21 protein-coding genes and 1 tRNA gene are annotated in these 23,221 nt (G+C 48.5%); 13 read left to right on the top strand and 9 right to left on the bottom strand.

Annotation, left to right across the window (positions count from 1 at the left end; translation table 11 throughout):
• The first annotated feature begins 12 nt into the window (after nt 1-12).
• From pyrE to NBZ79_RS11525, 9 genes are all read left to right on the top strand, one after another.
• The gene (gene pyrE / locus NBZ79_RS11565) at nt 13-600 is read left to right on the top strand and encodes an orotate phosphoribosyltransferase (RefSeq protein WP_251932585.1); all 588 of its coding nucleotides are present in this window, start codon (nt 13-15) and stop codon (nt 598-600) included.
• Nucleotides 601-621: 21 nt separating this feature from the next.
• Nucleotides 622-1,242 (top strand): DUF2062 domain-containing protein, encoded by a 621-nt coding sequence (locus NBZ79_RS11560; protein WP_251932584.1) that lies wholly within the window; start codon nt 622-624, stop codon nt 1,240-1,242.
• Nucleotides 1,239-1,976, top strand: a complete 738-nt coding sequence (locus NBZ79_RS11555; RefSeq protein WP_251932583.1) for a pyridoxine 5'-phosphate synthase — start codon at nt 1,239-1,241, stop codon at nt 1,974-1,976. The genes NBZ79_RS11560 and NBZ79_RS11555 overlap by 4 nt, the downstream gene beginning before the upstream one ends.
• A 30-nt stretch (nt 1,977-2,006) precedes the next feature.
• Complete coding sequence (acpS, locus tag NBZ79_RS11550) at nt 2,007-2,408, top strand: holo-ACP synthase (RefSeq protein WP_251932582.1); 402 nt, start codon at nt 2,007-2,009, stop codon at nt 2,406-2,408.
• A 95-nt stretch (nt 2,409-2,503) separates the two neighbouring features.
• Nucleotides 2,504-3,253, top strand: coding sequence for a signal peptidase I (gene lepB / locus NBZ79_RS11545; RefSeq protein ID WP_251932581.1), 750 nt, complete (start codon nt 2,504-2,506; stop codon nt 3,251-3,253).
• A 32-nt stretch (nt 3,254-3,285) separates the two neighbouring features.
• Nucleotides 3,286-3,954 (top strand): ribonuclease III, encoded by a 669-nt coding sequence (gene rnc, locus NBZ79_RS11540; RefSeq protein WP_251932580.1) that lies wholly within the window; start codon nt 3,286-3,288, stop codon nt 3,952-3,954.
• Nucleotides 3,947-4,855, top strand: coding sequence for a GTPase Era (gene era / locus NBZ79_RS11535; protein WP_251932579.1), 909 nt, complete (start codon nt 3,947-3,949; stop codon nt 4,853-4,855). Before rnc ends, era begins: the two co-directional genes overlap by 8 nt.
• 356 nt (nt 4,856-5,211) lie before the next feature.
• Complete coding sequence (locus NBZ79_RS11530) at nt 5,212-5,481, top strand: SEL1-like repeat protein (RefSeq protein ID WP_251932578.1); 270 nt, start codon at nt 5,212-5,214, stop codon at nt 5,479-5,481.
• A 140-nt stretch (nt 5,482-5,621) separates the two neighbouring features.
• A tRNA-Ser gene (locus NBZ79_RS11525) sits at nt 5,622-5,711 on the top strand.
• Nucleotides 5,712-5,762: 51 nt separating this feature from the next.
• On the opposite strand, the gene NBZ79_RS11520 is transcribed toward NBZ79_RS11525, so the two are convergent.
• From NBZ79_RS11520 to NBZ79_RS11485, 8 genes are read right to left on the bottom strand one after another with little or no spacing between them, the layout of a single operon-like run.
• Nucleotides 5,763-8,021, bottom strand: coding sequence for a tetratricopeptide repeat protein (locus NBZ79_RS11520; RefSeq protein WP_251932577.1), 2,259 nt, complete (start codon nt 8,019-8,021; stop codon nt 5,763-5,765).
• A 4-nt stretch (nt 8,022-8,025) separates the two neighbouring features.
• Nucleotides 8,026-9,363, bottom strand: coding sequence for a BatD family protein (locus NBZ79_RS11515; protein ID WP_251932576.1), 1,338 nt, complete (start codon nt 9,361-9,363; stop codon nt 8,026-8,028).
• Entirely contained in the window at nt 9,363-10,022 is a 660-nt protein-coding gene (locus NBZ79_RS11510; protein WP_251932575.1) for a tetratricopeptide repeat protein, read from the bottom strand. Before NBZ79_RS11510 ends, NBZ79_RS11515 begins: the two co-directional genes overlap by 1 nt.
• Entirely contained in the window at nt 10,013-10,993 is a 981-nt protein-coding gene (locus NBZ79_RS11505) for a VWA domain-containing protein (protein WP_251932574.1), read from the bottom strand. Before NBZ79_RS11505 ends, NBZ79_RS11510 begins: the two co-directional genes overlap by 10 nt.
• Nucleotides 10,990-11,973 carry a vWA domain-containing protein gene (locus tag NBZ79_RS11500; protein WP_251932573.1) on the bottom strand — a complete coding sequence of 328 codons (984 nt, stop codon included), beginning with the start codon at nt 11,971-11,973 and terminating at the stop codon, nt 10,990-10,992. The genes NBZ79_RS11505 and NBZ79_RS11500 overlap by 4 nt, the downstream gene beginning before the upstream one ends.
• Nucleotides 11,966-12,466 carry a DUF4381 domain-containing protein gene (locus NBZ79_RS11495; RefSeq protein ID WP_251932572.1) on the bottom strand — a complete coding sequence of 167 codons (501 nt, stop codon included), beginning with the start codon at nt 12,464-12,466 and terminating at the stop codon, nt 11,966-11,968. Before NBZ79_RS11495 ends, NBZ79_RS11500 begins: the two co-directional genes overlap by 8 nt.
• A 27-nt stretch (nt 12,467-12,493) precedes the next feature.
• Nucleotides 12,494-13,432 (bottom strand): DUF58 domain-containing protein, encoded by a 939-nt coding sequence (locus NBZ79_RS11490; RefSeq protein WP_251932571.1) that lies wholly within the window; start codon nt 13,430-13,432, stop codon nt 12,494-12,496.
• A 21-nt stretch (nt 13,433-13,453) separates the two neighbouring features.
• Nucleotides 13,454-14,425, bottom strand: a complete 972-nt coding sequence (locus NBZ79_RS11485; RefSeq protein WP_251932570.1) for an AAA family ATPase — start codon at nt 14,423-14,425, stop codon at nt 13,454-13,456.
• A 244-nt stretch (nt 14,426-14,669) separates the two neighbouring features.
• Here NBZ79_RS11485 and NBZ79_RS11480 point away from each other — a divergent pair, with 244 nt between their 5' ends.
• On the top strand, nt 14,670-16,166 hold the full coding sequence (locus NBZ79_RS11480; RefSeq protein ID WP_420854609.1) for an arylsulfatase: 1,497 nt from the start codon (nt 14,670-14,672) through the stop codon (nt 16,164-16,166).
• A gap of 65 nt (nt 16,167-16,231) precedes the next feature.
• Here NBZ79_RS11480 and NBZ79_RS11475 read toward each other — a convergent pair whose 3' ends face one another.
• Nucleotides 16,232-17,941 carry an alkaline phosphatase family protein gene (locus tag NBZ79_RS11475; RefSeq protein WP_251932568.1) on the bottom strand — a complete coding sequence of 570 codons (1,710 nt, stop codon included), beginning with the start codon at nt 17,939-17,941 and terminating at the stop codon, nt 16,232-16,234.
• A gap of 317 nt (nt 17,942-18,258) precedes the next feature.
• Between NBZ79_RS11475 and NBZ79_RS11470 the strand changes: the two genes are divergently transcribed.
• The 3 genes from NBZ79_RS11470 to NBZ79_RS11460 all read left to right on the top strand — a co-directional run bounded on the left by NBZ79_RS11470 (nt 18,259) and on the right by NBZ79_RS11460 (nt 23,210).
• A complete protein-coding gene (locus NBZ79_RS11470; protein WP_251932567.1) occupies nt 18,259-19,653 on the top strand; it encodes a patatin-like phospholipase family protein in 1,395 nt (464 codons plus the stop codon).
• A 300-nt stretch (nt 19,654-19,953) separates the two neighbouring features.
• Nucleotides 19,954-20,757: a phosphotransferase gene (locus NBZ79_RS11465; protein ID WP_251932566.1), complete on the top strand. Its 804-nt coding sequence runs from the start codon at nt 19,954-19,956 to the stop codon at nt 20,755-20,757.
• The gene (locus NBZ79_RS11460) at nt 20,757-23,210 is read left to right on the top strand and encodes a GcvT family protein (RefSeq protein WP_251932565.1); all 2,454 of its coding nucleotides are present in this window, start codon (nt 20,757-20,759) and stop codon (nt 23,208-23,210) included. Before NBZ79_RS11465 ends, NBZ79_RS11460 begins: the two co-directional genes overlap by 1 nt.
• Nucleotides 23,211-23,221 lie beyond the last annotated feature (11 nt).

Below are 23,221 nucleotides of genomic sequence, written 5' to 3'. Positions count from 1 at the left end.
AGAAAGCTGACAATGACTGACGAAGAAATTATCTCCCATTTTCGGGAAACCAATGCTCTGCTGGAAGGCCATTTTTTGTTGAGTTCTGGTTTGCACTCTAATCGTTACTTACAATGTGCCAAGGTCCTGATGTATCCAGATCGAGCGGCACTATTATGCCGCGCTCTCGCGGAGAAAGTCGAAAATACACTTGGTGCAAATTCTGTCGATATTGTCGTTGCACCGGCGATGGGCGGTGTCATTGTCGGATATGAAATGGCGCGGCAACTAAATGTACCGGGAATGTTTACGGAACGCGAGAACGGAGAGTTTACTTTTCGGCGCGGGTTTAGCCTGACCCCAGGTGCCCGTGTTGTGATGTCCGAAGATATTGTGACGACGGGTAAATCCAGCCGCGAATGTATTGCGGCTATTACAGCAGCCGGGGGGACTGTTGTCGCTGCAACATGTTTAATCGACCGTTCGAATGGAACAGCAGATGTCGGAGTGCCCCTTGTTTCGTTGATGCAAATGGAAGTACAAACATTCGAGCCAGATAACCTACCGGCAGAACTTCAAGGAACAACGGCGATCAAGCCGGGTAGTCGAGACATCAAATAACAACAGGAAAAGTGAAAAGAAATGTTTCGACGTCGTAACAAGCCGACGAAAACTAAACAGTTTGGTGAGTTTTTCTGGCCATCAATTGGCTTCAAAAGATCATCCAAATATGTTGGATATCGTCTTGCACGGCTTCCGGGAACCTCATATTCACTGGCCGCAGGATTTGCATTTGGGGCGGCCATTTCTTTTACGCCATTCATCGGCCTTCATTTCATTATCAGCGCCATTCTGGCATGGATATTCAGAGCAAATATAATCGCTTCGGCGCTGGGGACGGTTGTCGGTAATCCGTGGACTTTCCCTTTTATCTGGGCGCTCATTTATTCCATTGGACAATGGATGCTGGGGCATGATGAAACACAGGGTAGTTTTAACGAAGCCAATATGCGGATCTTTTTTGACGGTCTTTGGGACGGGAACTGGCACGAAGTATCGGGGATATTCTTTGATGTCATTCATCCTATGCTTATTGGATGTATTCCCGTTTCCTTGGTTGTCTGGGTGATTTTTTTCTATCCTTTAAAGGAAGTAATCCGTAGATTTCATGCGAAGCGGGCGACACTTATTGGATTGGCACGTCCCACAAATGATGCAAACGGACCGGACGGGAACGGTAACTCAGGGGAAAACCAGGTATGAGGCAATTACGGTTAGGCGTTAATATCGATCATGTCGCAACGATCCGCAATGCCCGTGGCGGTGTGCATCCGGATCCCCTTCGGGCCGCGAAAATAGCCGAAGAAGCTGGCGCAGACGGGATAACTGCGCATTTGCGAGAGGATCGTCGCCATATAAGTGACAGTGATATAGCAAGATTGACAGAGCATTTGACGATCCCGTTGAATTTTGAAATGGCCGCGACGGAGGAGATGCTCGAAATCGCCTTGTCTCACAAACCCCATGCGAGCTGCCTGGTGCCGGAGAAACGTGAGGAGAGGACCACAGAAGGAGGGCTGGACGCAGCGGGCGGACATAATATGCTGCAAAATTACGTCAACAGCCTGCGTGACCAAAATATACGTGTTTCGTTGTTTATTGAGCCGGATCCACGACAGCTGGAGGCGGCCGCCCGCCTTTCAGCGGATATTGTTGAACTTCATGTTGGAACCTATTGTGATACAACCGATAGCATCAAGCGGCAAAGCGAACTGGAGCGGATTGTGGCGGCTGCGGCTCTGGCTGAAGAGCTGGGCCTGGAATGTCATGCAGGGCATGGTCTAACGTATGACACGGTAGCGCCTGTCGCCGCCATTCCAACAATTGTTGAACTTAATATTGGCCATTTTCTGATAGGGGACGCTATTTTCATCGGACTGGATACAGCGATCAAGAAAATGCGTTACCTCATGGATCAGGCGCGTAATCCTAACTAGCAACTACGTAATGCCGAAAGAGGTTCTCCGATGATTTTAGGAATTGGAAACGATATTATTGATATCCGGCGCATCGAGAAAACTCTCGATCGGTTTGGTGATCGGTTTATCCGGCGGATTTATACGGAAATTGAAGTCAAGAAATCGGAACGACGACTCAATCGCGTTGAATCCTATGCAAAACGTTATGCCGCCAAGGAAGCCTGTTCGAAAGCGCTTGGAACCGGATTTCGCAAAGGTGTTTTCTGGAAGGATATGGGGGTCATAAATTTGCCTTCTGGCAAGCCGACAATGAGTCTGACAGGTGGCGCTCAGGAGCAGCTAATGAAAATCACGCCACCCGGTATGAAAGCAGAGATACATTTGACGATTACGGATGAGCCTCCGCAGGCGCAAGCTTTTGTTCTGATATCTGCTGTGCCACTGGATTGAGGCTTTCTTTCGGAAAGACACTCGTTAATTCGGTTGCCTGAACAGAGCGTTCATGCGATTGAGAGACAATTATTAGATTTATTTGGAAAAGTTTTATGAAAGAAGACGTAATCAAGGCAAAAGGTGGGTTAGGTGAAACTATCCGCACGATAATATACGCGGTCCTGATCGCAGTTGTTATTCGAACTTTTGCTTATGAGCCGTTCAAGATTCCCTCGGAATCCATGCTCCCTACCTTGATGATTGGCGACTATTTGTTTGTTTCCAAATTTTCTTATGGGTATAGCCGTCATTCTTTTCCCTTTAGCCTCGCCCCCATATCGGGTCGCATTTTTGAAGAAGTTCCTGAGCGAGGGGATGTTGCTGTATTTAAAAAACCAATCGGAGATCCGGTAGATTATATTAAGCGGATAATGGGCTTGCCGGGCGACAAATTGCAAATGATCAATGGCGTGCTTTATATCAATGGTACTGCGGTGAAAAGAGAGCGGGTCGAAGATTATGTGGATCGTGACAGATATGGTAATGTGAGGCAAATTGCACAATATCGGGAAACTCTTCCGAGCGGTCGAACTTACTTGACACTGGATACGACTATCCAGGGTTTGATGGACAATACTGATGTTTATTCTGTACCGGAAGGCCATGTTTTCGGTATGGGGGACAATAGAGACAATTCAACGGACAGCCGGTTTTTGTCGCATGTCGGATATATTCCCATGGAAAACCTTGTTGGCCGAGCGGAGATTATCTTTATGTCTCTGGATGGATCTGCCGAATGGTATGAGATTTGGAAGTATCCTTTTGCGATCCGCTGGAACCGGATCCTGACCCCATTGAATTGATGTCTGTAGGCAACAGGAAACTCGGAAAGTTGATGCGCCTGCTTGGGCATGACTTTAAAGATAGGTCCTTACTTCAAGCCGCCTTAACACATTCCTCACTCACCAGGGGCCGGCATCAAAACCATGCGCAGCAGGACTATGAAAGGTTGGAATTCGTTGGCGATAGAGTGCTGGGACTGGTAATAAGCGAAGAGCTTTTTCGCCGTTTCCCGCAAGCCGACGCAGGAAATCTTTCCAGGCGCTATAATGCACAAGTTCGCCGAGAAACCTTAGCAGAAATCTGCGCGGAAATAGGTATTGATAAGTTTGTCTTTATGGCCAGCGATCTAGCGGCCGCCGGTGGCGGAGAGAATCCGGCGATTTTGGAAGATGTAATGGAGGCGATAATCGCTGCCATATATTTGGATGGTGGCTATGATGCCGCCCGGGAGTTTATCAAGAGCAAATGGTGGCAGCGACTGGACAAGGAAGGTGCCTCGAAAAAAGATGCCAAGTCGTCATTACAGGAATGGGCGGCGAAAGCTGGAAAACCGCCACCAGTTTATACAGTCGTAGAAGAAACGGGCCCGGATCACGCGCCAAGATTTAAAGTTGATGTGCGGCTTAAGGGTTTGGACCCGTTTGAAGGGATGGGGACTTCAAAACGGTCTGCAGAGCAGCAGGCGGCAGAAAAAATGTTGAAGGATTTACAAAGTGAGTAATCAACAAACGACAAAATGCGGTTACATTGCCATTGTTGGAGCGCCTAATGCCGGTAAATCCACGCTGCTTAATCAGTTGGTTGGGGCAAAAATTGCCATCGTATCGCCTAAGGTGCAGACAACCCGTGCCCGCGTCACAGCGATCGCAATTGAAGATCAAAGCCAGCTCATTTTCGTAGATACGCCGGGTATTTTCAAACCGACACGACGACTGGAAAAAGCGATGGTAGATGCCGCTTGGGGCGGCGCGCAGGATGCGGACAAGATTGTTCTGATTATCGATGCGATAAAAGGAGTTTCTCCTGATGTGGAACGTATAATTGCAGGACTTAAAAAATCTGGCCGGCGGGCTCACGTAATCCTCAATAAAATAGATGCCTTGAAGCGGGATACTTTGCTTGGTCTAGCCCAAAAATTATCGGATGAAGACATTTTTGATGAAGTATTCATGATCTCCGCACTAAAGGGCGATGGTGTTGAGGATTTACGTGTGGCATTGGCGGCTCAAATGCCCGATGGGCCGTGGCTTTATCCGGAAGACCAGCTTGCGCTTGCACCGATGCGGCAACTGGCGGCGGAAGTCACGCGGGAAAAACTTTTCCTTCGTATGAACCAGGAACTTCCCTATTCCTTGACCGTTGAGACCGAGAGTTGGGAAGAGAGAAAAGACGGCTCTGTAAAAATACAACAAATTATTTACGTCTCCAGAACAAATTACAAGCCAATGGTTTTGGGGAAGGGGGGGCAGACCATCAAAAAGATAGGTGCGATGGCCCGCGAGGACCTTGAAGAAATGCTGGAGCGGCGGGTCCATCTTTTCCTATTTGTCAAAGTGCGCGAAAAATGGCTCGACGATCCCGAAAGATACAGGGAAATGGGTTTGGAGTTTCCAAAAGACTGAGGGCATATTCCCCCAAGATTTTCGGGGTGAATCAAGAATTCACAGTAGATACAAACCCTCAAAATGCAGAAAATTCCGATTTGCGGAATTATTTCTGTTCATATTCATGAATACAGCAGATTTTGATATATGTATTAAAATCTAATATAATTCAATAACGTAGGGTCACAATGAGTTGCCAGTGTGTTAGATAAAAAGCACGCTAAATTGTATTTTTTCTTTTTATGTCGATTTCAGCGATTATCTGAAACAAAAAATTAACTAATTCCCTTCCATCATGTCTTTGTAATACAGGCGATGCGCACAAAGCATATTGAAATATGGGCGTATCATTGGAGAAAACTGGGGATAAGAAAATGGCTAAACTAGATGTAAAGTATATCGAGAAGTTTGTACAAAGTGCCGACAAGGGAATTGCTGATGATCAGTATCGGGCCGGCTTGTGCTATTCCACCGGAGACGGTGTACAACAGGACCTAATTACCGCTCATAAATGGTTTAACCTTGCTGCAATGAATGGCGTGGACGAAGCGCGTGAAAGCCGTGCAGAAATTTCCATGGACATGTCATCTCAAGAAATTGCCAAAGCACAGCGTCTTGCGCGTGAATGGGTCACTGGCCGGTAATCAGTTTATCTACCGGTTTTACTTTTTAACCCGTTCTGAATTGAGCGTTACGCCGGTGGTTAGCCTGCAATTGGAATTTTACAATACCATCCGATAAAACCCTTTGACAGCGCAACAAAATCTGCCATATTGCCGCCTCCGGTGAGGTGGCCGAGTGGCTTAAGGCGCATCCCTGCTAAGGATGAATAGGGGCAACTCTATCGTGGGTTCGAATCCCACCCTCACCGCCATTTATTGCCAATAATATAGCTAAATAATTCAAATTATTTCAGGCCGTCCATTTAATTTCTACTGAACAATTGTTGAAACGCGTCAGGAAGGGTGTAACCAGGGTCCTGCGCAAGTAATTTTAGGATCGTGCGTTTCGCGTCTTCCTTTCGATCTAATTGCAGGAGAGCGTTCGCCTTAAGGAACAGAGCATCGGCATTTGCATTGCTAATCCCGGAAAGGACTTTCAATGCCTCTTCATGTTGTCCGGCCTGGCTCAAGACTGCGCCATAATCCATTACCATCTTTGTATCGTCAGGCTGTAGTTTAATCGCTTTTTGTAGATGAGTTATTGCAGCATCGAACTGTCGTTGGCTGGCAAGGTAATTTCCGTAAAACTGTTGAATGACAGGTGAGTTTGGTAAAGCCATTTCGGCGTTGTCTAGGGTTATTGTGGCTAGGTCAGGACGTTTTTCCGCTATATCAAGACGGGCTAGCATAATCCAGGCATCGGTGAATTGCGGATCTATGGTCAAGGCTTCAGAGATAGCGGCCCGGGCTGCAGGAGCATTTCGTAAGGATAACGCCAGGCTGGCCAGAGCCATCTGCGCATTGGGATGATCGGCGCCCGCAACAATGGAAACCTGAAATTCTCTTAGCGCGGCTTTCAGATTTTGGCGTTGACCAGCAGACAGGGCTTGCGCAGGGACGTCCAGCATCGACCGTGCCGCCGCGAAGCGAACAGTTTTGGCGTCGTCGGTCAACAGAGCTGGGAGGCGTTGTAGCCGAAGTTGTAGCGAGGCTTGGCGATGAAGTCGCGCGGCGACACCACGGATGAGGTCACTGTCATCTCGCAAATATGCCGCCATGCGGGGCCAGGGAAGGTTCGCGCCGTAGGGAAGGGCGCGCTCCAACGCTGATGCTCGAACAATGGCCGAGAAATTCTCGTCTTCGGCAACGGTCAGGATATTCTCCAAAGCAGCCTTTGTGCCCTTCTCCGTCTCAAACATTCCGAAGACTTCCGCAAATCCCTTTGGCCCCGGATTAGTATCGGGGTACCATTTACTCATTTGTCGCTCCGCCCAGGTCAGGCCGTTATTTTGATGACAGGATATGCAGGCATCTGGCGTTCCAAGCGCGCGGCTTTGCGCCGGGTTCGGGATTCCAAAACGGTGATCCCGGCGATCGTCTACTTCCATATAGGTTTGGGTGGGCATATGACAGGAAACACATTGCCCGCCTTCGGACGCAACAGCATGATGGTGATGCTCTTCACTGTCATAGGTCTTTTTCGGCAGGCTTGGGAATTCCGTGTTGCCTGCCGGATTATGACATTGCGTGCAGAGTCTGTTATCTTCAGCCTTGATCTTACCCGAATGAACATTATGGCAGTTGGAACAGGTGACGCCCGCCGCATACATCTTGCTTTGCTTGAAGGAGCCTAGGACATATACCTCATCTTTGATCTGACCATCGGGATGATAAAGATCGGGGCGTAGCAACGCGAGATCATAATGATCCGCAAAAGAGGTTCCAGGAAGAGGGCTGTTCCCACTTAATGCGCTGCGGCGGGAATGGCACGCCGCACATTGCTGGATCTCGATTTCTGAAGGAGTTGCAGCGTGAGACTGTACAAAGCCCTTTAAATCGATGTCGAGATAGTCCTGTTGGCGGAATATATCGGGCTTTTCCGCCCATTGTACATGAGCTTGCCCAGGACCGTGGCAGGCTTCACAGGTTACGCCGATTTCACTCCACTGACTTTTGAAACTGCGGGTTCGAGGCTCATAATTTTTCTTGAAGTCCGTTGCATGGCACTCTGCGCAGCGGCCATTCCAGTTTTTATAGACACCTTTCCAGTGTAAGGCATTCCCAGGAACGTTATCCGTTTGCCCGGGAAAGACCATGTACCATTTCTTGCTTTCCGTATCCCAAGCGATATCGAGAACCTGTAGTCGTCCTCCTTCTTCGGCAATAAGATATTGCTGGAGAGGACGTACCCCTACCGAGTACAGTATTTCACTGATTTCAGGTTGTCCCTTTTCATCGTTTGTTTCAATCCAGAATTTATTATCGCGGGTAAAAAATCGTGTTGTGATACCGTGATGCTCGAAGGAAATGTCACTAAAATCCCCCAATACATTTTCTGTCGTTGCCGGACGCCAGGCCCAGCTATGATCTGACTGTTCCCAAAGCTCATGTTCCTGCTTGTGACAGCTCCGACATTGTTCGGATTTGACAAAAGTTGGTACCTTTGCCCGCTCCTGTGCGCGGATTGGTGCAGATAGGCTCAGGCATATAACCAACAAACAAAACCAGAAAGAGCGTGTCATAACATTAGGCTTTCTTTGTCATCGGGTTGAGTGTTATGGCATTTGAGCGGGATGGGTGCCGAGCAAAAGTCTGAAGTATATCGCGCCGTAAATTGACTATTCCTGTGCGTATTTCAGATGGTGTAAGTGCATCACCGTTTTTACTGGCCGCGTACGGGGCTCGAAGAAGGGTATGAAGAAACGCCTTATTCTTTATGTCTGTTATACAGCCATCAACATTTGCCAACGTAAAAATTCCATCTTTTTTACATAATACGGAAAGCCAAGCCCAGATATCATTACGCAAAGCTGGGGGCGATAATTTACCGCATCTGCGCCGCAAGCGTTTGAAAATATATTTTTCTGATCGCTTGTATTGCCTCCTGTAATTCGCAATAGTGTCGATCGCTTGTTGGCCGTATCTGTAGGCAATATAGCCGCATCCGGCGACGCAAATCAGGATCCAAAGGATGCTGATCAGATTTGTCCGAAGAGCATCGATAAGATTGACCAGTACTCTTCGAATACGGTTGCTGTAAGGGGCAGAAAGGCTAGCATTTGCGATCTTTGCGACCTCATAGGATACCGCTGGTAACGTTACTATATCGATTGCTTTTTTTGGCAAATCCCATATCTCATAGGATATCTCCGGTACCGTTACGTTTCCGGCGGTTTCGGCAATATAGACCACCCGATCAATCCGTTGGGCGCTGTATTGCCCGCGATTTATATTGTCTGAGAGTTGCGGTGTCTCTGGATAAGCTGTTAGCCCGTCAATTGTGGCGAATTCAGCGGGCGGTAGAGTCAGCGCCAATGTATCCTGAGCCGTGATACGGATTGTTCTGGTGATGGCATCACCTTGTTTAATCTCGGTTTCAGCAGGCACAATCTCCTGCAGGATTTCGATGTTTTTGCCGACAATTAGACGCGCCAGATTTTTCGCGCCCGGCGGCACGGTGACCTGGAAAGAAACAGGTTCCGTCGCGATGGATTTTTCCGGGGTTTCACTCCAACTGACTGTAACCGCGGGAATAGTCAATTCTCCAGATCGTTTGGGAATTACTGCGTATTTTTTACGAATGCCGATAATCTGTTGACCCTTTTCAGTTTTACTGTAGCTCGTACCCAACTGTTCTGGTTGAAGGATAATGATGCCGTCGACAGCAATGTCTGGAAAAAGAAAGGGCCCCAGTTTTTCGTCATCTGTATCAATATCAATATACAAACTGACAGTCTGGCCAACAACAATATCTCCGACATCATCAAAATAGACACGGGCTCGGGTATCTGCCGCGGCATCGACTGTTTTCAGAAAAAACAAAACGGTGAGGGCGAAAAATTGTACTGTAAAGAGCATTTGCATTAGTTGGCTGTCTCCTCTGAAGATCCGGAAGACGTACCCGTTTGATATTGATAGGAAAACCGTAATCCGAGAAAATCGCCCAAGGTTGTTTGAACACGCCGCATCCACATTTCTTCCAGCTGTGCATCGCTTAAGCCTTCACTTTTAAGCTGTTGCCGCGTTACCTCCGTGCCTGACTGTTCCCCCAATTTGTTACTGATAGTGCGATCTGCGCCGAGCTTGCCGCCGGTGCCGCCGCTGTCTTCATATGTTTTCTGGTCAAGCTCATAAAGGTCGCTGACCCATTTCAAATTAAAGATTGCTTCTGGAAAATCAGGCTTTAGGTCAAGGGCAGCTTTGTACGCGTCAATTGCCTCAATGAGCTTTTCGGCACGAGCGAAGGCATTTCCGCGTAAGAACTGACCGGCGGCTGTTTCAATATTTTCCGAGGCCAATGCTGCCGCTTCGAATTTTTCGGCTTTGTAAAATGCTTGCGCTTTCCACTCAGCATTTTTAAAGAATTGGGCGGCTTTATCATATTGCGCGTGATCGAAATACCATCGGCCCCGTTGATCCGGAGTCAGCCAGAGATCCCAAAAATCGGAAGCCTGCGCCCCATTGCTTAAGAGAAGGCTTGAGAGCAAGATAACGGCTCCGAGAATGTGACGCTTTACGACCATCGTAATGTCCACCCCCGTCTTGCCCATGGTATTAGCAACAAAACGAGAGGCCAGAGCAGGTAATATCCTGCATCAATCCATTGCTCGTCCTGGCCCGGTAGAAGCACATTTTCAAGATGGGTTGCTATCAATCGCTGAATTCTACCTATATCCGATCCATCCAGGCTTTCAGCGACCACTGTTCCTCCCGTTGCCGATGCTATTTCGTCGAGACCGCGAATATTCGCGCCTACGATGGCGGTGTTACCGGCTTCGGCGGTTTCGCCAGTTTCCGTCCCAAACCGCCAGAAAAGATATTGCGGAGGAGTTACATCGGCAGGCTTGGCAAATTCAATAGCAAGCGAGGCGTCAATGCCATCTGTGGCGTAAAGGATTGTGCCCGGTATAGGGATGCTGGCTAATAATTTGTTGGCAAGAAGAAGCGCCTTCTCTGGTCGATCGCCTTCAACGGGCATAATGTCGGGTGTCAGATTCTCCAGATATAGATTAACCAACGCGGGGTCATTGGTCGGCGGCACCACCATATGGCTCGTGCCGGAATAAACGACAACCCCAATTTGCGAAGATACATTGGTCGCCACGAGGTCGCTGATTTTTTGTTTTGCCCGTTGTAGACGGCTTGGTTTCACGTCTTCTGCCAACATGGACGGAGTTAATTCCAGAGCGATGATCAGAGGGGCGTTATTCTGAACGAAAGGTGTTTGGATTCTTTCCCACGCGGGCCCCGCAGCAGAAAGAATAAGCAAACAAAAGGCTGCGGTGAATAGATGGAAAGGGCGGATGCGCTTGTTACTTCGGGCACTAATGATCAAATGCTCAAGAAGGGCGGGGTCAATGATCCGCTGCCAACGCCATTGACTGGATGTGAATCCTCTTAAGGTAAAGTACAGCCAAATGACACTGGGAAGTAGAAGCAACCAAAAGGGCCGCAGGAAATGAAAGTTATCGATGAAGTTCGAAACCGATGTCATGACCTACTCCTCTTGCTTTTGGGAACGAGCATAACAATTAATAAGATAATCACGCTCGTAATCATCGCATAGACGAAATACAAAAAGAGCGGTTTTAGCGGTGTGTAGGAAACAGTTTCTACTTTTTCTGGTTCCAGGGCGTCTAGGGCTGTGTACACATTTTCCAGCTGTGCTGTGTCTAATGCCAGAAAGCTTTTCCCGCCGGTTAAAGCTGCAATATTATCCAGCTTTTCAAGATCAAGGGCTGTTTCCCCTACAGACTCCGGATCCCCCATGGCAATGGTATGGATAATGACATTATTCCCTGCCGCAATGGAGGCGGCTTTGTCCACTGGCATTTTACTGCCGGTATCATTTCCGTCCGTCAAAAGAATGGCAACTTTATTTTCGCTTTCACTGCCCTCGAACATCTTAAGTCCAAGACCTATCGCGTCACCGATCATCGTTTTTGGTCCTGCCATGCCAGGCTGCACTTCCGCAAGCAGCTCTTTCAGGACAGTATGATCGAGCGTAAAGGGCACTTGGGGGAAGGCGGCATCGCCAAATACAGCTAAGCCAATCCGATCAGACGCTCGTCGATCAACAAACTCCTCGACGACTTGTTTGACGGCGTCCAGTCGCGAAATCAGTGTCCCATCAGGAGTTCTAAAATCGACGGCCTCCATGGAGCCCGATAAATCGACGATGAGCAAAAGATCACGGCCGGAATTCTGCCAGATGATGGGCTCCTGGAAAAGAACTGGCCGGGCCAGCCCGATGATTAACAGACACCAGCACAGCAAGAACATCAGTTTTTCAAACCAGGTTTTGGTGATCACCGTGTCGCCCTTTCGGGGTTCTTTATCCGTCAGGGCCCCGATTTTGGACAGGAACGGGACTTTGACAGCGTCCCCGGTTTCCTTGAATTTTGTGGTGAACCAGAAGACAAGAACCGGAAGTGGCAGCAAGATAAAGCCATAGGGGAACTGAAACTCAAACATGATGGTTCTTAAGCCAGACAATGCTTTTTTGAACTAGGCCGTTCAATGTCGCGATGTCAGTCAGGCTTTTTTCAGAGGGCGTATAGGGGAGGGTGGCAAGTAACTCGCTGTCCCGTGGGTCGAATACCGGATTTTTCAACTTTGTATTCAGCCAATCTGTATAGGATCGGCCCCGCAAACTGGCAACTTCGTCTCGATCATATTGTTGCAAGGCAGTTTGGCGCAGAATAAGCGGAATCTGTGAGTAATTATGTTGTTGATCAGATATATCCCGTAGATCCCTGATCGCTTGTCGGAGAGGGGCTTTTTTGCGCCAGCGACGTAAAAAGAGGGTAAAAAGGAAACAGAGAAATAGGCCGAAAAGAGCCGCAAGGGTCAGCCAGCCAACGGTATCGGGAAAAAACGAAACAGGTTCAGGCAACGGGATTTCCTTTAAGCCCCACATGCGGTTGGATCCGAAGAGTTCCGATGCTGTCATGCTGTTATCGGCCATGACCAAGCCTTATGTGAGATTGCGGCTTCATCGCGCGCCCAAGAGACGGGTAAGCTGCCGGAACACCTCTTCATCTGATTTAATATTCAAGACCGGAATTCGCCGCCGTAAAAGCAGTTTCTTTCCCTGATCGAGGCGCTGCTCAAACTGTTTGGCATATTGGCTGCGAAAGTCGTCGTCGGAACTATCGAACTCCAACTGTAATCCAAAATCACTGGCCACCAACGATCCGGCATCGGGAAAGGCTTCTTCCAGTGGATCGGAGATAAATCCGATGACCACATTATTATGGCGTGCCATATTGGTCAGCAACATACGGGTTTCCGCGTTCGCACCGCGCAGATCACTGATGATGATGACAAGCATGTCATGGGAAACTGTGCGGCTGACGCGCTTGAGCACTTCATTGAGGCCAATGCGCGGCTCTACTTCGCTTTCCTGCGAGGAAAGTTGATTATTGAGTTTAACGATAGATCGGAGCAGTTGCAGGACCGTTTTTTCGCTACGGTTGGGGCGGATTTCCATAGTATCCGAGGCGTTGAAGACATAGCCACCAACTCGATCACCAGCGGCTAAGATACGCCAGGCGGCGAGGCTGGCCAGCTCTGCCGCGGCCACGGATTTCATCGTCCGTCGTGATCCAAAAAACATCCCCGGGCGCTGGTCGACAACCAGAATTGACTGGCGATCCCGTTCTTCTGTGAAAATCCGGGTATGGGGCTTTCCGGTGCGGGCGGTAACCCTCCAGTCAATGGCACGGACGTCATCGCCGGGTCGATACTGGCGCAATTCTTCGAAATTTAAACCGCGCCCGCGCAACTTGGAGCCATGCCGTCCGGCGAGCAGGCTGCGGGCCGGTTGGCGCGGTAAAAAGGAAAATCCGCGTGCTTGATATTTCAGCCGATACAGGGACTTTATGTCGGTATAGGCACCGGCGGCGGTCGTCTTTGCGCTTTTAGTCACCATGATCCTGTGCCTTTTGGTTTCTCAGGGAGCAGCAACAAGCTCAACAATTTTCTCAATAACCTGATCGGGCGTGACACTATCGGCATTGGCCTCAAAAGACAGGATGAGGCGATGTCGCAGAACATTCTTGATGATCGCCCGCACATTGTCAGGCGAGACAAAGTCTTGCCCCTGCATCCAGGCATGAGCCCGCGAACAGATATCAAGGCCCAACGATCCGCGCGGACTGGCGCCGATTTCGATCCAGCTGTCCAGCTCCTCCGAATAACGGCTCGGGAAACGCGTCGCATAAATCAGGTCGACCATATAAGTCTCGATGGCTTCCGAGGTATGAATTACCTCGATTTCTTTTCGCGCATCGAAAACCACGCTTTGTGCTGTCGGCCCTGAGTCAGTGGGAGCTGCAGCGGATGACTTCATCTCGCCGCGGACCAGCCGGATGATTTCGATTTCCGACGCTTCATCGCCATATTCCAGCGAAACATGCATTAAAAACCGATCGAGCTGCGCTTCAGGTAACGGATAGGTGCCTTCCTGCTCGATCGGATTCTGGGTCGCCAGAACCATAAACAAGTCAGGCATTTTATGAGTTTTACCGGCAACGGTGACTTGCCGTTCTTCCATTGCTTCGAGCATGGCAGACTGCACTTTCGCCGGCGCGCGGTTAATTTCATCACCCAAAATAATGTTGCCAAATATCGGGCCTGGATCGAACTTGAACACCCCGCCGTCTTCGGTGCTGTGATATACTTCGGAGCCCGTAACATCGGCGGGGAGTAAGTCGGGCGTGAATTGAATCCGTCCAAATTCCGCCTCGAGGTTGCGGGCGAGGGCCTTGACGGCCCGGGTTTTTGCCAAGCCCGGCAACCCTTCCAACAGGATGTTGCCATTGGCCAATAAACCGATCAGGAGCCGGTCGATAACGTCTTCCTGCCCAATGATGGAGGCCTGCATCTTTTGCTTTAAAAGATTGATCTGTTCCAGAGCTGTCATAAAGCATACCAAAATAGAGTTTAAGATTTAGTCGTTATACGATAGCATGATTCTGTCGAATATTTACCCCCTCCGGTAATCTTGCATAATAAATATTATTTAGTCTATGGTATTAGTCCGGGGGAACGCAATATCGAGAGCCACAAGTAAAGTGGCTGAAGACATTTGCTAAGGAGCGCAGAAAATGTCACATTTTTCAAGATTTGGACGAGTGATAGTGCTGAGCGTCTCGGCGGTTACGCTGATGGCGACTGTCGGTATGGCGCAGGCCCAAACGAAGAAACCAAATATTCTGGTGATCTGGGGCGACGATATAGGCCAAAGTAATATCAGTGCCTATACCCGCGGCATGATGGGGTATCAAACCCCCAATATTGACCGGATCGCCAATGAAGGCATGATTTTTACGGACTATTATGGGGAGCAAAGCTGTACTGCGGGCCGCTCGACATTTGTTCTCGGTCAGAGCGTGTTCCGAACCGGTTTATCGAAAGTCGGCTTACCCGGCGCCAAGGAGGGCATACAGGTTGAAGATCCGTCCATGGCTGTCGTGCTAAAAGCACAAGGTTATGCCACCGGCCAGTTTGGCAAGAACCATTTGGGCGACCGTGATGAAATGCTGCCAACCAACCATGGTTTCGATGAATTTTTCGGCAATCTCTATCATTTGAATGCGGAAGAAGAGCCGGAAAATGAGGATTATCCAAAAGATCCAAAATTCCGTGAAAGATACGGACCTCGCGGGGTCATCAGCTCGACCGCTGATGGCAAGATTGAGGATACCGGACCGTTGACTAAAAAACGCATGGAAACGGTGGATGACGAAACCATCGCCCGTGCCATCAACTTTATCGATCGTGCCCATGCAGCCAACAAGCCTTTCTTTGTCTGGTGGAATGGCACGCGTATGCATTTCAGAACCCATGTGAAAGCAGAACTTCGCGGTATATCCGGGCAGGACGAGTATTCAGATGGCATGGTTGAGCATGATCGACATGTCGGCCAGCTTCTCGACAAGATCGACGAGCTCGGGATTGCGGACAATACATTTGTTTTCTACTCCACGGATAATGGCCCGCATTACAATACATGGCCTGACGCGGCAGCAACGCCGTTCCGCGGTGAAAAGAACACTAACTGGGAAGGCGGCTGGCGCGTCCCAGCAATGGTTCGTTGGCCTGGTAAAGTCAAGGCGGGCTCTGTCAGTAACCAGATTGTCCATCATATGGATTGGTTGCCGACATTCGCAGCCATGGCGGGTGATACAGACGTGAAAGAGCGGTTGTTAAAAGGCACGACTATTAGTGCCCGGAAATACAAAGTGCATTTGGATGGTTATGATATTCTACCGCATCTGATAGGCAAATCAGAAACAACGCCGCGTAAGGAAATTATGTATTTTTCCGATGACGGGGATCTGACGGCCATGCGGTATAGCGACTGGAAGTTCATCTTTATGGAACAGCGCCAAGTCGGAACGCTGGCTGTCTGGGCAAATCCCTTCACACCCCTTCGTGTTCCCTTTATTTTCAATTTACGGCGGGATCCGTATGAACGGGCACAGATCACGTCGAATACGTACTATGACTGGTTAATTGATCGTGTGTATTTGCTTGTCCCGGCACAAGAGTATGTTGGTCAATTCCTCAAGACATTTATTGAGTTTCCGCCGCGCCAGAAAGCGGCGAGTTTCTCTCTGGACAAGGTCATGGAACAGCTAGCTACACCTGTAAACAACTAGGTACTTGATTTGAATAACGCAGGATCGACGACCGATCCTGCGCTATTCTTTTGCCTGATTAATTTCTAATTGATGACTTCAAAAAGGGGCTTGGCGAAAGATCCTGATGGAGGTTTTGTTCCGGTTAATAAGGCAAGTGTCGGTGCAATACTCACGGTATGGACTAGCCGATTTATTTTTTGTGCAGGGATATCTTTGCCGACGAAAATGATCGGAACATAAGTATCATATCGCCAAGGAGAGCCGTGACTGGCGGCGACAACAAGGCCATCAAAATCATTAATAAAACGATTGGGGTCAAACACGACATAGATATCGCCGGACCGGTTGGCATTATAGTTTCTCAAAATCGACCGCATAATAGGTGTATCGGGCAATTGACCGGATCGCAAGGCACTGCTGGATACTGCGGCGGTAACGCCATCAAATTTTGAAATCTCCTCAGCGACAGCGGCTTCGACCACAGCCAGATCCAGCTCCCTTTCGGCAATGGCGTTCCGGTTGAGATAGAGATAGGGATGGAAATAGGTGGAGATTAGCTCTTCGCCAATGCCAAAGCGCTTTTTTAGGGCTGCAATCGCACTGGATTTATCAAATTCGGCGGGATCGATATATGTGGCCTCAATTCCCAACTCGTTGAGATAACCCGGTGCTTCCGGTCCGCCGTGATCTGCGGATAAAACAATCAGGGTATTCTCAAGACCAATTTCCGTGTCCACATAACTTAACAGATCTGCCAAAGTGCGATCGAGCCTGAGGACATTGTCCTCGGCTTCCAGGCTGGAGGGGCCGAAAATATGTCCGACATAATCTGTTGAGGAAAAACTCACCGACAGGTAATCGGTTACATCGCCTTTGCCAAGGGCCTCATTTTTCAGGAGCTTCTTGGCAAAATCGAGGGTTATTTCGTCGCCGGCAGGACTGAGGGTCAGGAAGGTGGTAAAATATTTGCCGTCCCGTTGGCCATAGGGATGGGGAAATGTCCGCCCAAAACCCGGTAAGGAGGTCTCATATGCCCGGTCATCATAGGCACCGAAAAGATACGTTGCTGGATCATGCATAAGCACCCAGTCCTGCCCCACATAACGGGCCGTGGGATCTGCCGCGTTAAAGGCACGGACCCAGTCCGGGTAGTCTTCGTAATAATATTGGCTGGTAATAAATTGACCCAGCTGCTTGGAAAACCAGAAGGCTTTGCCCGTATGACCCGCCATGGAAATGGCCCCGCGGTCTTTCACTGAAACACCAAATATTTTTGACCTGCCGCCACGGTTTAATTTCAGCTCGTCGCTGTAGGTAGAGACCAGTATTCTGGACGGCGAACGACCATCGGAGCGGGCGGTGCGCTGGGTTGGATCTATTTCAGTTTTTTTATCGACCCCGGCACCTTCACTGAGGATGGGGTAGCGGGCATCCTCCACGTTATACGTGAGCTCTCCGGTAATCCGGTCAAGCCAGACATTGCCGATCATGCCATGACGGGACGGGTCGGCTCCGGTCGCCAGGGTGGTGTGCCCGACAATGGTTTCAGTATTGGCATGCTGGTGATGGGCATTGGTATAAACCGTTCCGTTATCGAGCAGATACCTGAGACCGCCGTCGCCCAGTCGACCGAAATAGCGAGTCGGCAAGTCACCGCGAAGCTGATCCACGGTGATTTGCAAGACTAACTTAGGCGAAGGGGCTGAATTGTCTGCCGCGTGGCCAACAGCGGGCACCAGAATTACCGCGAACATCATCAAATTTGACCATTTGAACAAAAACCTTATGGACATACATAAACCTTCCATATCACTGGATACTTAGTATTCATTCCACTTCATTTGATGATCTTGGTATTGATATACTTTAAAGTCAACGAGCCAGGACTGGGAATAGAGCAGGTTCAGTCATAAGGCAGCAGGAATTTGAACAATATTGGTTGTAGCCGTGCGAAATGGCCGTCTTATTACCGTTACTGCATTTGAATGAAGTGCATAGTAACGAATACTCGAAAAATCCATTCCGGGCGTCTGGGTAAATGAAATACTTTGGCTTAGTATACTGATCTACAGGCTCGGGTAGGTTTCTCGCTCCAATTTTGTATCAAAGTTTGAAGGCCAAAAAAATGAGTGGCGTATTACTTAAAGAACGGTTTTTTAAATTCAATTTTCTTATTGCTGTCGCAGCAATCCTAACTGGTTGTGCATCTTATGGGGTGATAGAGAACAAGCCGCTAAGCCAAAATTTATCCCACCAATCCTATTCTCTCAAAAAAATAAAAAATGATGGTACGGATGCCAAAATTATCCTGGCCTTCTCAGGCGGGGGGACTAGAGCTGCTGCTCTCGCTTACGGCGTTATGGAAGCTTTGCGCGAAATTTCAGTTAATGAGGGGCAGAAACCCCGGCGTAATCTTTTAGATGAGGTGCAGGTTATCACGTCGGTGTCCGGTGGCAGCTTTACTTCCGCGTATTATGGTTTGTATGGAGATCGTATTTTTGAGGACTTTAAAACAGATTTTCTGCTGAGAGATATAGATAGTGAAATTATTCTTAATGCCCTGAATCCTTTTTTCTGGTTTGGGTCCGCAGGTCGAACCGAATTAGCCATTGATATTTATGAAAAGTATATGTTTCACGGTAAAACTTTCGCAGATATGAATAGACCGGATGCACCTTTGATAATTATTAATGCGACGGATCTTGGAAACGGTATTCGTTTTTCATTTCTTCAGGAGTATTTCGATCTCCTTTGTTCCGACCTTTCGACCTTTCCTGTGGCTCGTGCGGTAGCTGCTTCTTCGGCTGTGCCGGTTCTGTTTAATCCCGTCGTTGTCGAAACTTTCCCGAAAAGTTGCAAGCCGAATGATCCGGCTTTCATTGAAATTCTTAAATTCAGAGATCGTCCGAATGATCAGGTTTTGGAAGCCCTAAAAGAACTTCAGGTCTATATCGATAAAAAGGCGGAAACACAGTATATCCATTTCGTTGACGGTGGAATTACCGATAATTTGGGACTGCGCGCAGGACTGGAAATTGTCGAAGCAATTGGCGGCGCAAACGCAGCTCGCAGAGTTTTACAGGGAAAACCAGCCCGTCAAATCATGGTTATTTCTGTCGATGCATCAACCAAAAACGTTGAAAATATGACCGACAAAAGTATACAGCCTTCAGTCGCTGAAGTCATTTCGGCAGCGACCGATGTACAGCTTCAACTATATAATCGCGCGACCTTTGATTTAATGGAAACGAGCCTGAAAAAATGGGTGGATGAGACGTCAACACCGGAAAGAATCGCATCATCTTATTTTGTAAAAGTCCAATTTAAGTCGCTGCAAAGAAGAAGAAGTGACATTCCGAGGTTCCTGAACATTAACAAGATACCGACAAATTTTTCGTTGACCGAAGAGCAAGTCGAGAAGCTTATACAGACGGGACGTGAACTATTATTGGAAAATCCGGAATTTAAACGGTTCTTGGCAGATCGTGCCGGCAAGTATTCCTAATATCCATACTCAATTTGCGAAGAGCATAAAAATAGAATTGATGTGGGTGCCATGGATCTCTAGAGAATTTTTTTGGTTATCAAGTTCATGTTTGCGGCTTTTATGAGGATTTTTGAACATTTTAGTTGATTTATGTTGAATATATGTTGATTTAAGATGAGGCTAGGATTGCTTATGTTAGATTGGAAACACTCTATCATGTTGCCATTGAAGGTGGGGTAGTGCGTCATCGTTGAAGAAAAAATTCAGGAGCTTTCTTTTTGGTCAGGTGAAATCACTGTAGAGCCGCTTTCAGGCGGCATGACCAACGAAAATTTTCTCGTATCGGATGGCGATAAGAGATTTGTGGTGCGCCTTGGTGATGACATAGCTGTACATCATGTGTCGCGGTCAAATGAGTTCTCGGCTAGTGAAGCAGCCCACGCTGCAGGCATCTCGCCGGCTGTTCGCTATCATGAGCCGGGAGTACTTGTTCTTGATTATATCGAAAGCAAGACGCTAACCGCAGAGGATATTCGAAGCCCGGTAATGCTGGAGCAAATTGTTCCCTTGATCAAGGCCTGCCATCAACGCGTTCCACAATATTTTAAGGGGCCAGCAAAGATATTTTGGGTGTTCCATGTTCTTCGGGATTACGCTCGATCCTTGGAAGCTGCGGAAAGTCCGTTTGTAGGTAACTTACCGGAATATCTGAGGATCGCCTCAGAACTGGAAAAAATATCCGGCCCGTACGATATCGTCTTTGGGCATAATGATTTGCTGCCGGCGAATTTCCTTGATGATGGTGATCGCCTTTGGCTTATTGATTGGGATTATGCGGGATTTAATACACCACTTTTCGATCTTGGAGGTATGGCCTCTAACAGTCAGCTTTCTGAAGAACAGCAGAGATTTGTCCTGGAAGCCTATTTTGACACACAGGTCACTGAAGGTCTCTGGAAAAGATATGAAGCAGTTAAAGTTGCGTCGCTATTGCGAGAGGTGATGTGGAGTATGGTTTCGGAAAGCTACTCAACACTGGATTTTGATTACAGAGATTATACACAGGCTAGTTTGATGGCGTTTGAAACCGCGTATCAGGAATTTGCAAGGATGTTCAAATAATGGCGAATGAATTTCCCGGAACAGCGAAGGCAGTCGTGATTGGTGGCGGTATCGTTGGATGTTCAACTGCCTATCATCTAGCAAAGCTTGGCTGGACGGATACGGTTTTGTTGGAGCAAAATAAACTTACCTCCGGCACTACTTTTCATGCGGCCGGGTTAGTCGGGCAATTGCGATCGAGCGCTAATATCACAGAGATGCTTGGATATTCTGTTGATTTATATACGCGCCTGGAAGAAGAAACCGGATTGGCCACAGGGTGGAAAATGCATGGCGGCCTTCGGCTCGCGTGCAATGAAGAACGTTGGGAGGAGGTTAAGCGGCAAGCGACAACGGCCCATTCCTTTGGCCTGGATATGCAACTGCTAACACCCAAGGAAGCCCAGGACCTGTGGCCGATAATGACGATAGATGATGTTGTCGGAGCCGCCTTCTTACCAACAGATGGCCAGGCTAATCCGTCAGATATCACGCAGGCCCTTGCCAGGGGAGCGCGGATGGCAGGAACGCGTATTTTCGAAGATACCAAGGTAAAAGACCTGGTTGTCGAAAATGGGAAAATCAAATCTGTGATAACAAACAGAGGGATTATTGAATGTGAAGTTGTGGTGTGTTGCGCAGGCCAATGGACCCGGGAATTTTCTAGACGATTTGGCGTAAACGTACCGCTGGTGTCTATGCAGCATCAATATCTGATTACTGATACAATCGATGAAGTTCCCCGGAATTTACCGACATTGCGGGATCCCGATCGCCTCACATATTATAAAGAGGAAGTCGGTGGTTTGGTCATGGGGGGATACGAACCCAACCCTATCCCTTGGGCAACTGACGGCATTCCAGAGGATTTTCATTTTTCATTGCTGGATTCAGATTTTGATCATTTTGAGCCAATGATGGAACTGGCGCTGGGCCGTGTTCCTGCGCTGCAAACAGCCGGTATCAAAGAGCTTGTCAACGGGCCAGAGAGTTTCACACCTGATGGAAATTTCATAATTGGAGAGGCTCCGGAACTCGCGAATTTCTTCGTTGGCGCCGGATTTAATGCCTTCGGAATTGCGGCCGGTGGAGGTGCCGGTATGGCCCTTGCGGAATGGATAGATAAGGGGGAGCCACCATATGATCTTTGGGGAGCCGACATTCGTCGCTTTGGACATACGCATTTCGACACTGATTGGGTAAGAACACGAACAGTAGAAGCTTATGGCAAACATTATACAATGGCTTGGCCAAATGAAGAACATGGTTCTGGACGACCCAACCGGACTTCACCGCTATATGAAAGGTTGAAAGAACAAGGAGCCTGTTTTGGCGAAAAAATGGGGTGGGAGCGACCGAACTGGTTTGCAGATATTTCAGCAGGCGAAGTGGCTGAAGATGTATATAGCTTTAATCGTCAAAACTGGTTCAGTGCCGTTGCCCGGGAACATGCTGCTGTCCGGCAAACAGCGGCGCTTTTCGATCAAACCTCATTTGCCAAGTTTTCCCTGAAAGGGCCGGATGCAGAAGCTGCTTTAAGCTGGATTGCGGCGAATAACGTCGCGAAACCAGTGGGATCTCTCATTTACACCCAAATGCTCAATGACCGTGGAGGGATTGAGTGCGACTTAACCTGTGCACGGATCATGGAGAATGAGTATTACATCGTTACGGGAACTGGATTTGTTACACATGATTTTGACTGGATCCGCCGAAATATTCCGGCTGATTGCGATGCGGTTCTCGAAGATGTCTCGCCGTCTTATGCGGTGCTGTCACTGATGGGACCCAATGCGCGTAAAATTTTGCAATCAGTTTCGTCTTCTGATGTATCTGATACGGCCTTCAAGTTTGGAACTTGGCAGGAAATTGAGGTCTCTGGTGCGGCCGTCCGGGCGTTGCGGATTACCTATGTCGGGGAGTTGGGATGGGAGCTACATATTCCGATTGAAGCGGCCGCCAAAGTTTACGATAGATTGCTGAGCGCCGGAAGAGAGTGGGGATTATTGAATGCAGGATATCGTACCATTGAGAGTTGTCGCCTTGAAAAAGGATATCGGGCCTGGGGAAGTGATATTGGTCCGGACCACACACCATTTGAAGCTGGGTTGGACTGGGCAGTGAAACTGAAAGGCAATGTTGATTTCAAAGGCCGTAAAGCTTTGGAAGCCCAAAAAACTACGGGCATGAAAAAGAAGTTGGCCTGCTTTACCGTAGATGATGAGGATATTGTCTTGCTTGGCCGTGAAACCATATATCGTAACGGCGAACGAGTAGGTTGGCTTTCGAGTGGTGGATATGGTCATACAATCGGAAAATCCATTGGGATCGGATATGTTCGGCACCCTGGAGGTGTGGATGATGATTTCATTTTGAACGGATCGTATGAACTTGATGTCGCGCAAAAAAGAGTGACATGTAACGTTCACATAAAACCGCTTTACGATCCGACATCGGGGCGCGTAAAAGGGTAGAGATGATCTGA

Origin of the sequence: Sneathiella marina (assembly GCF_023746535.1) — a bacterium.
Classification (GTDB): domain Bacteria; phylum Pseudomonadota; class Alphaproteobacteria; order Sneathiellales; family Sneathiellaceae; genus Sneathiella; species Sneathiella marina.
This window is presented reverse-complemented; position numbering and strand designations above follow the sequence as displayed.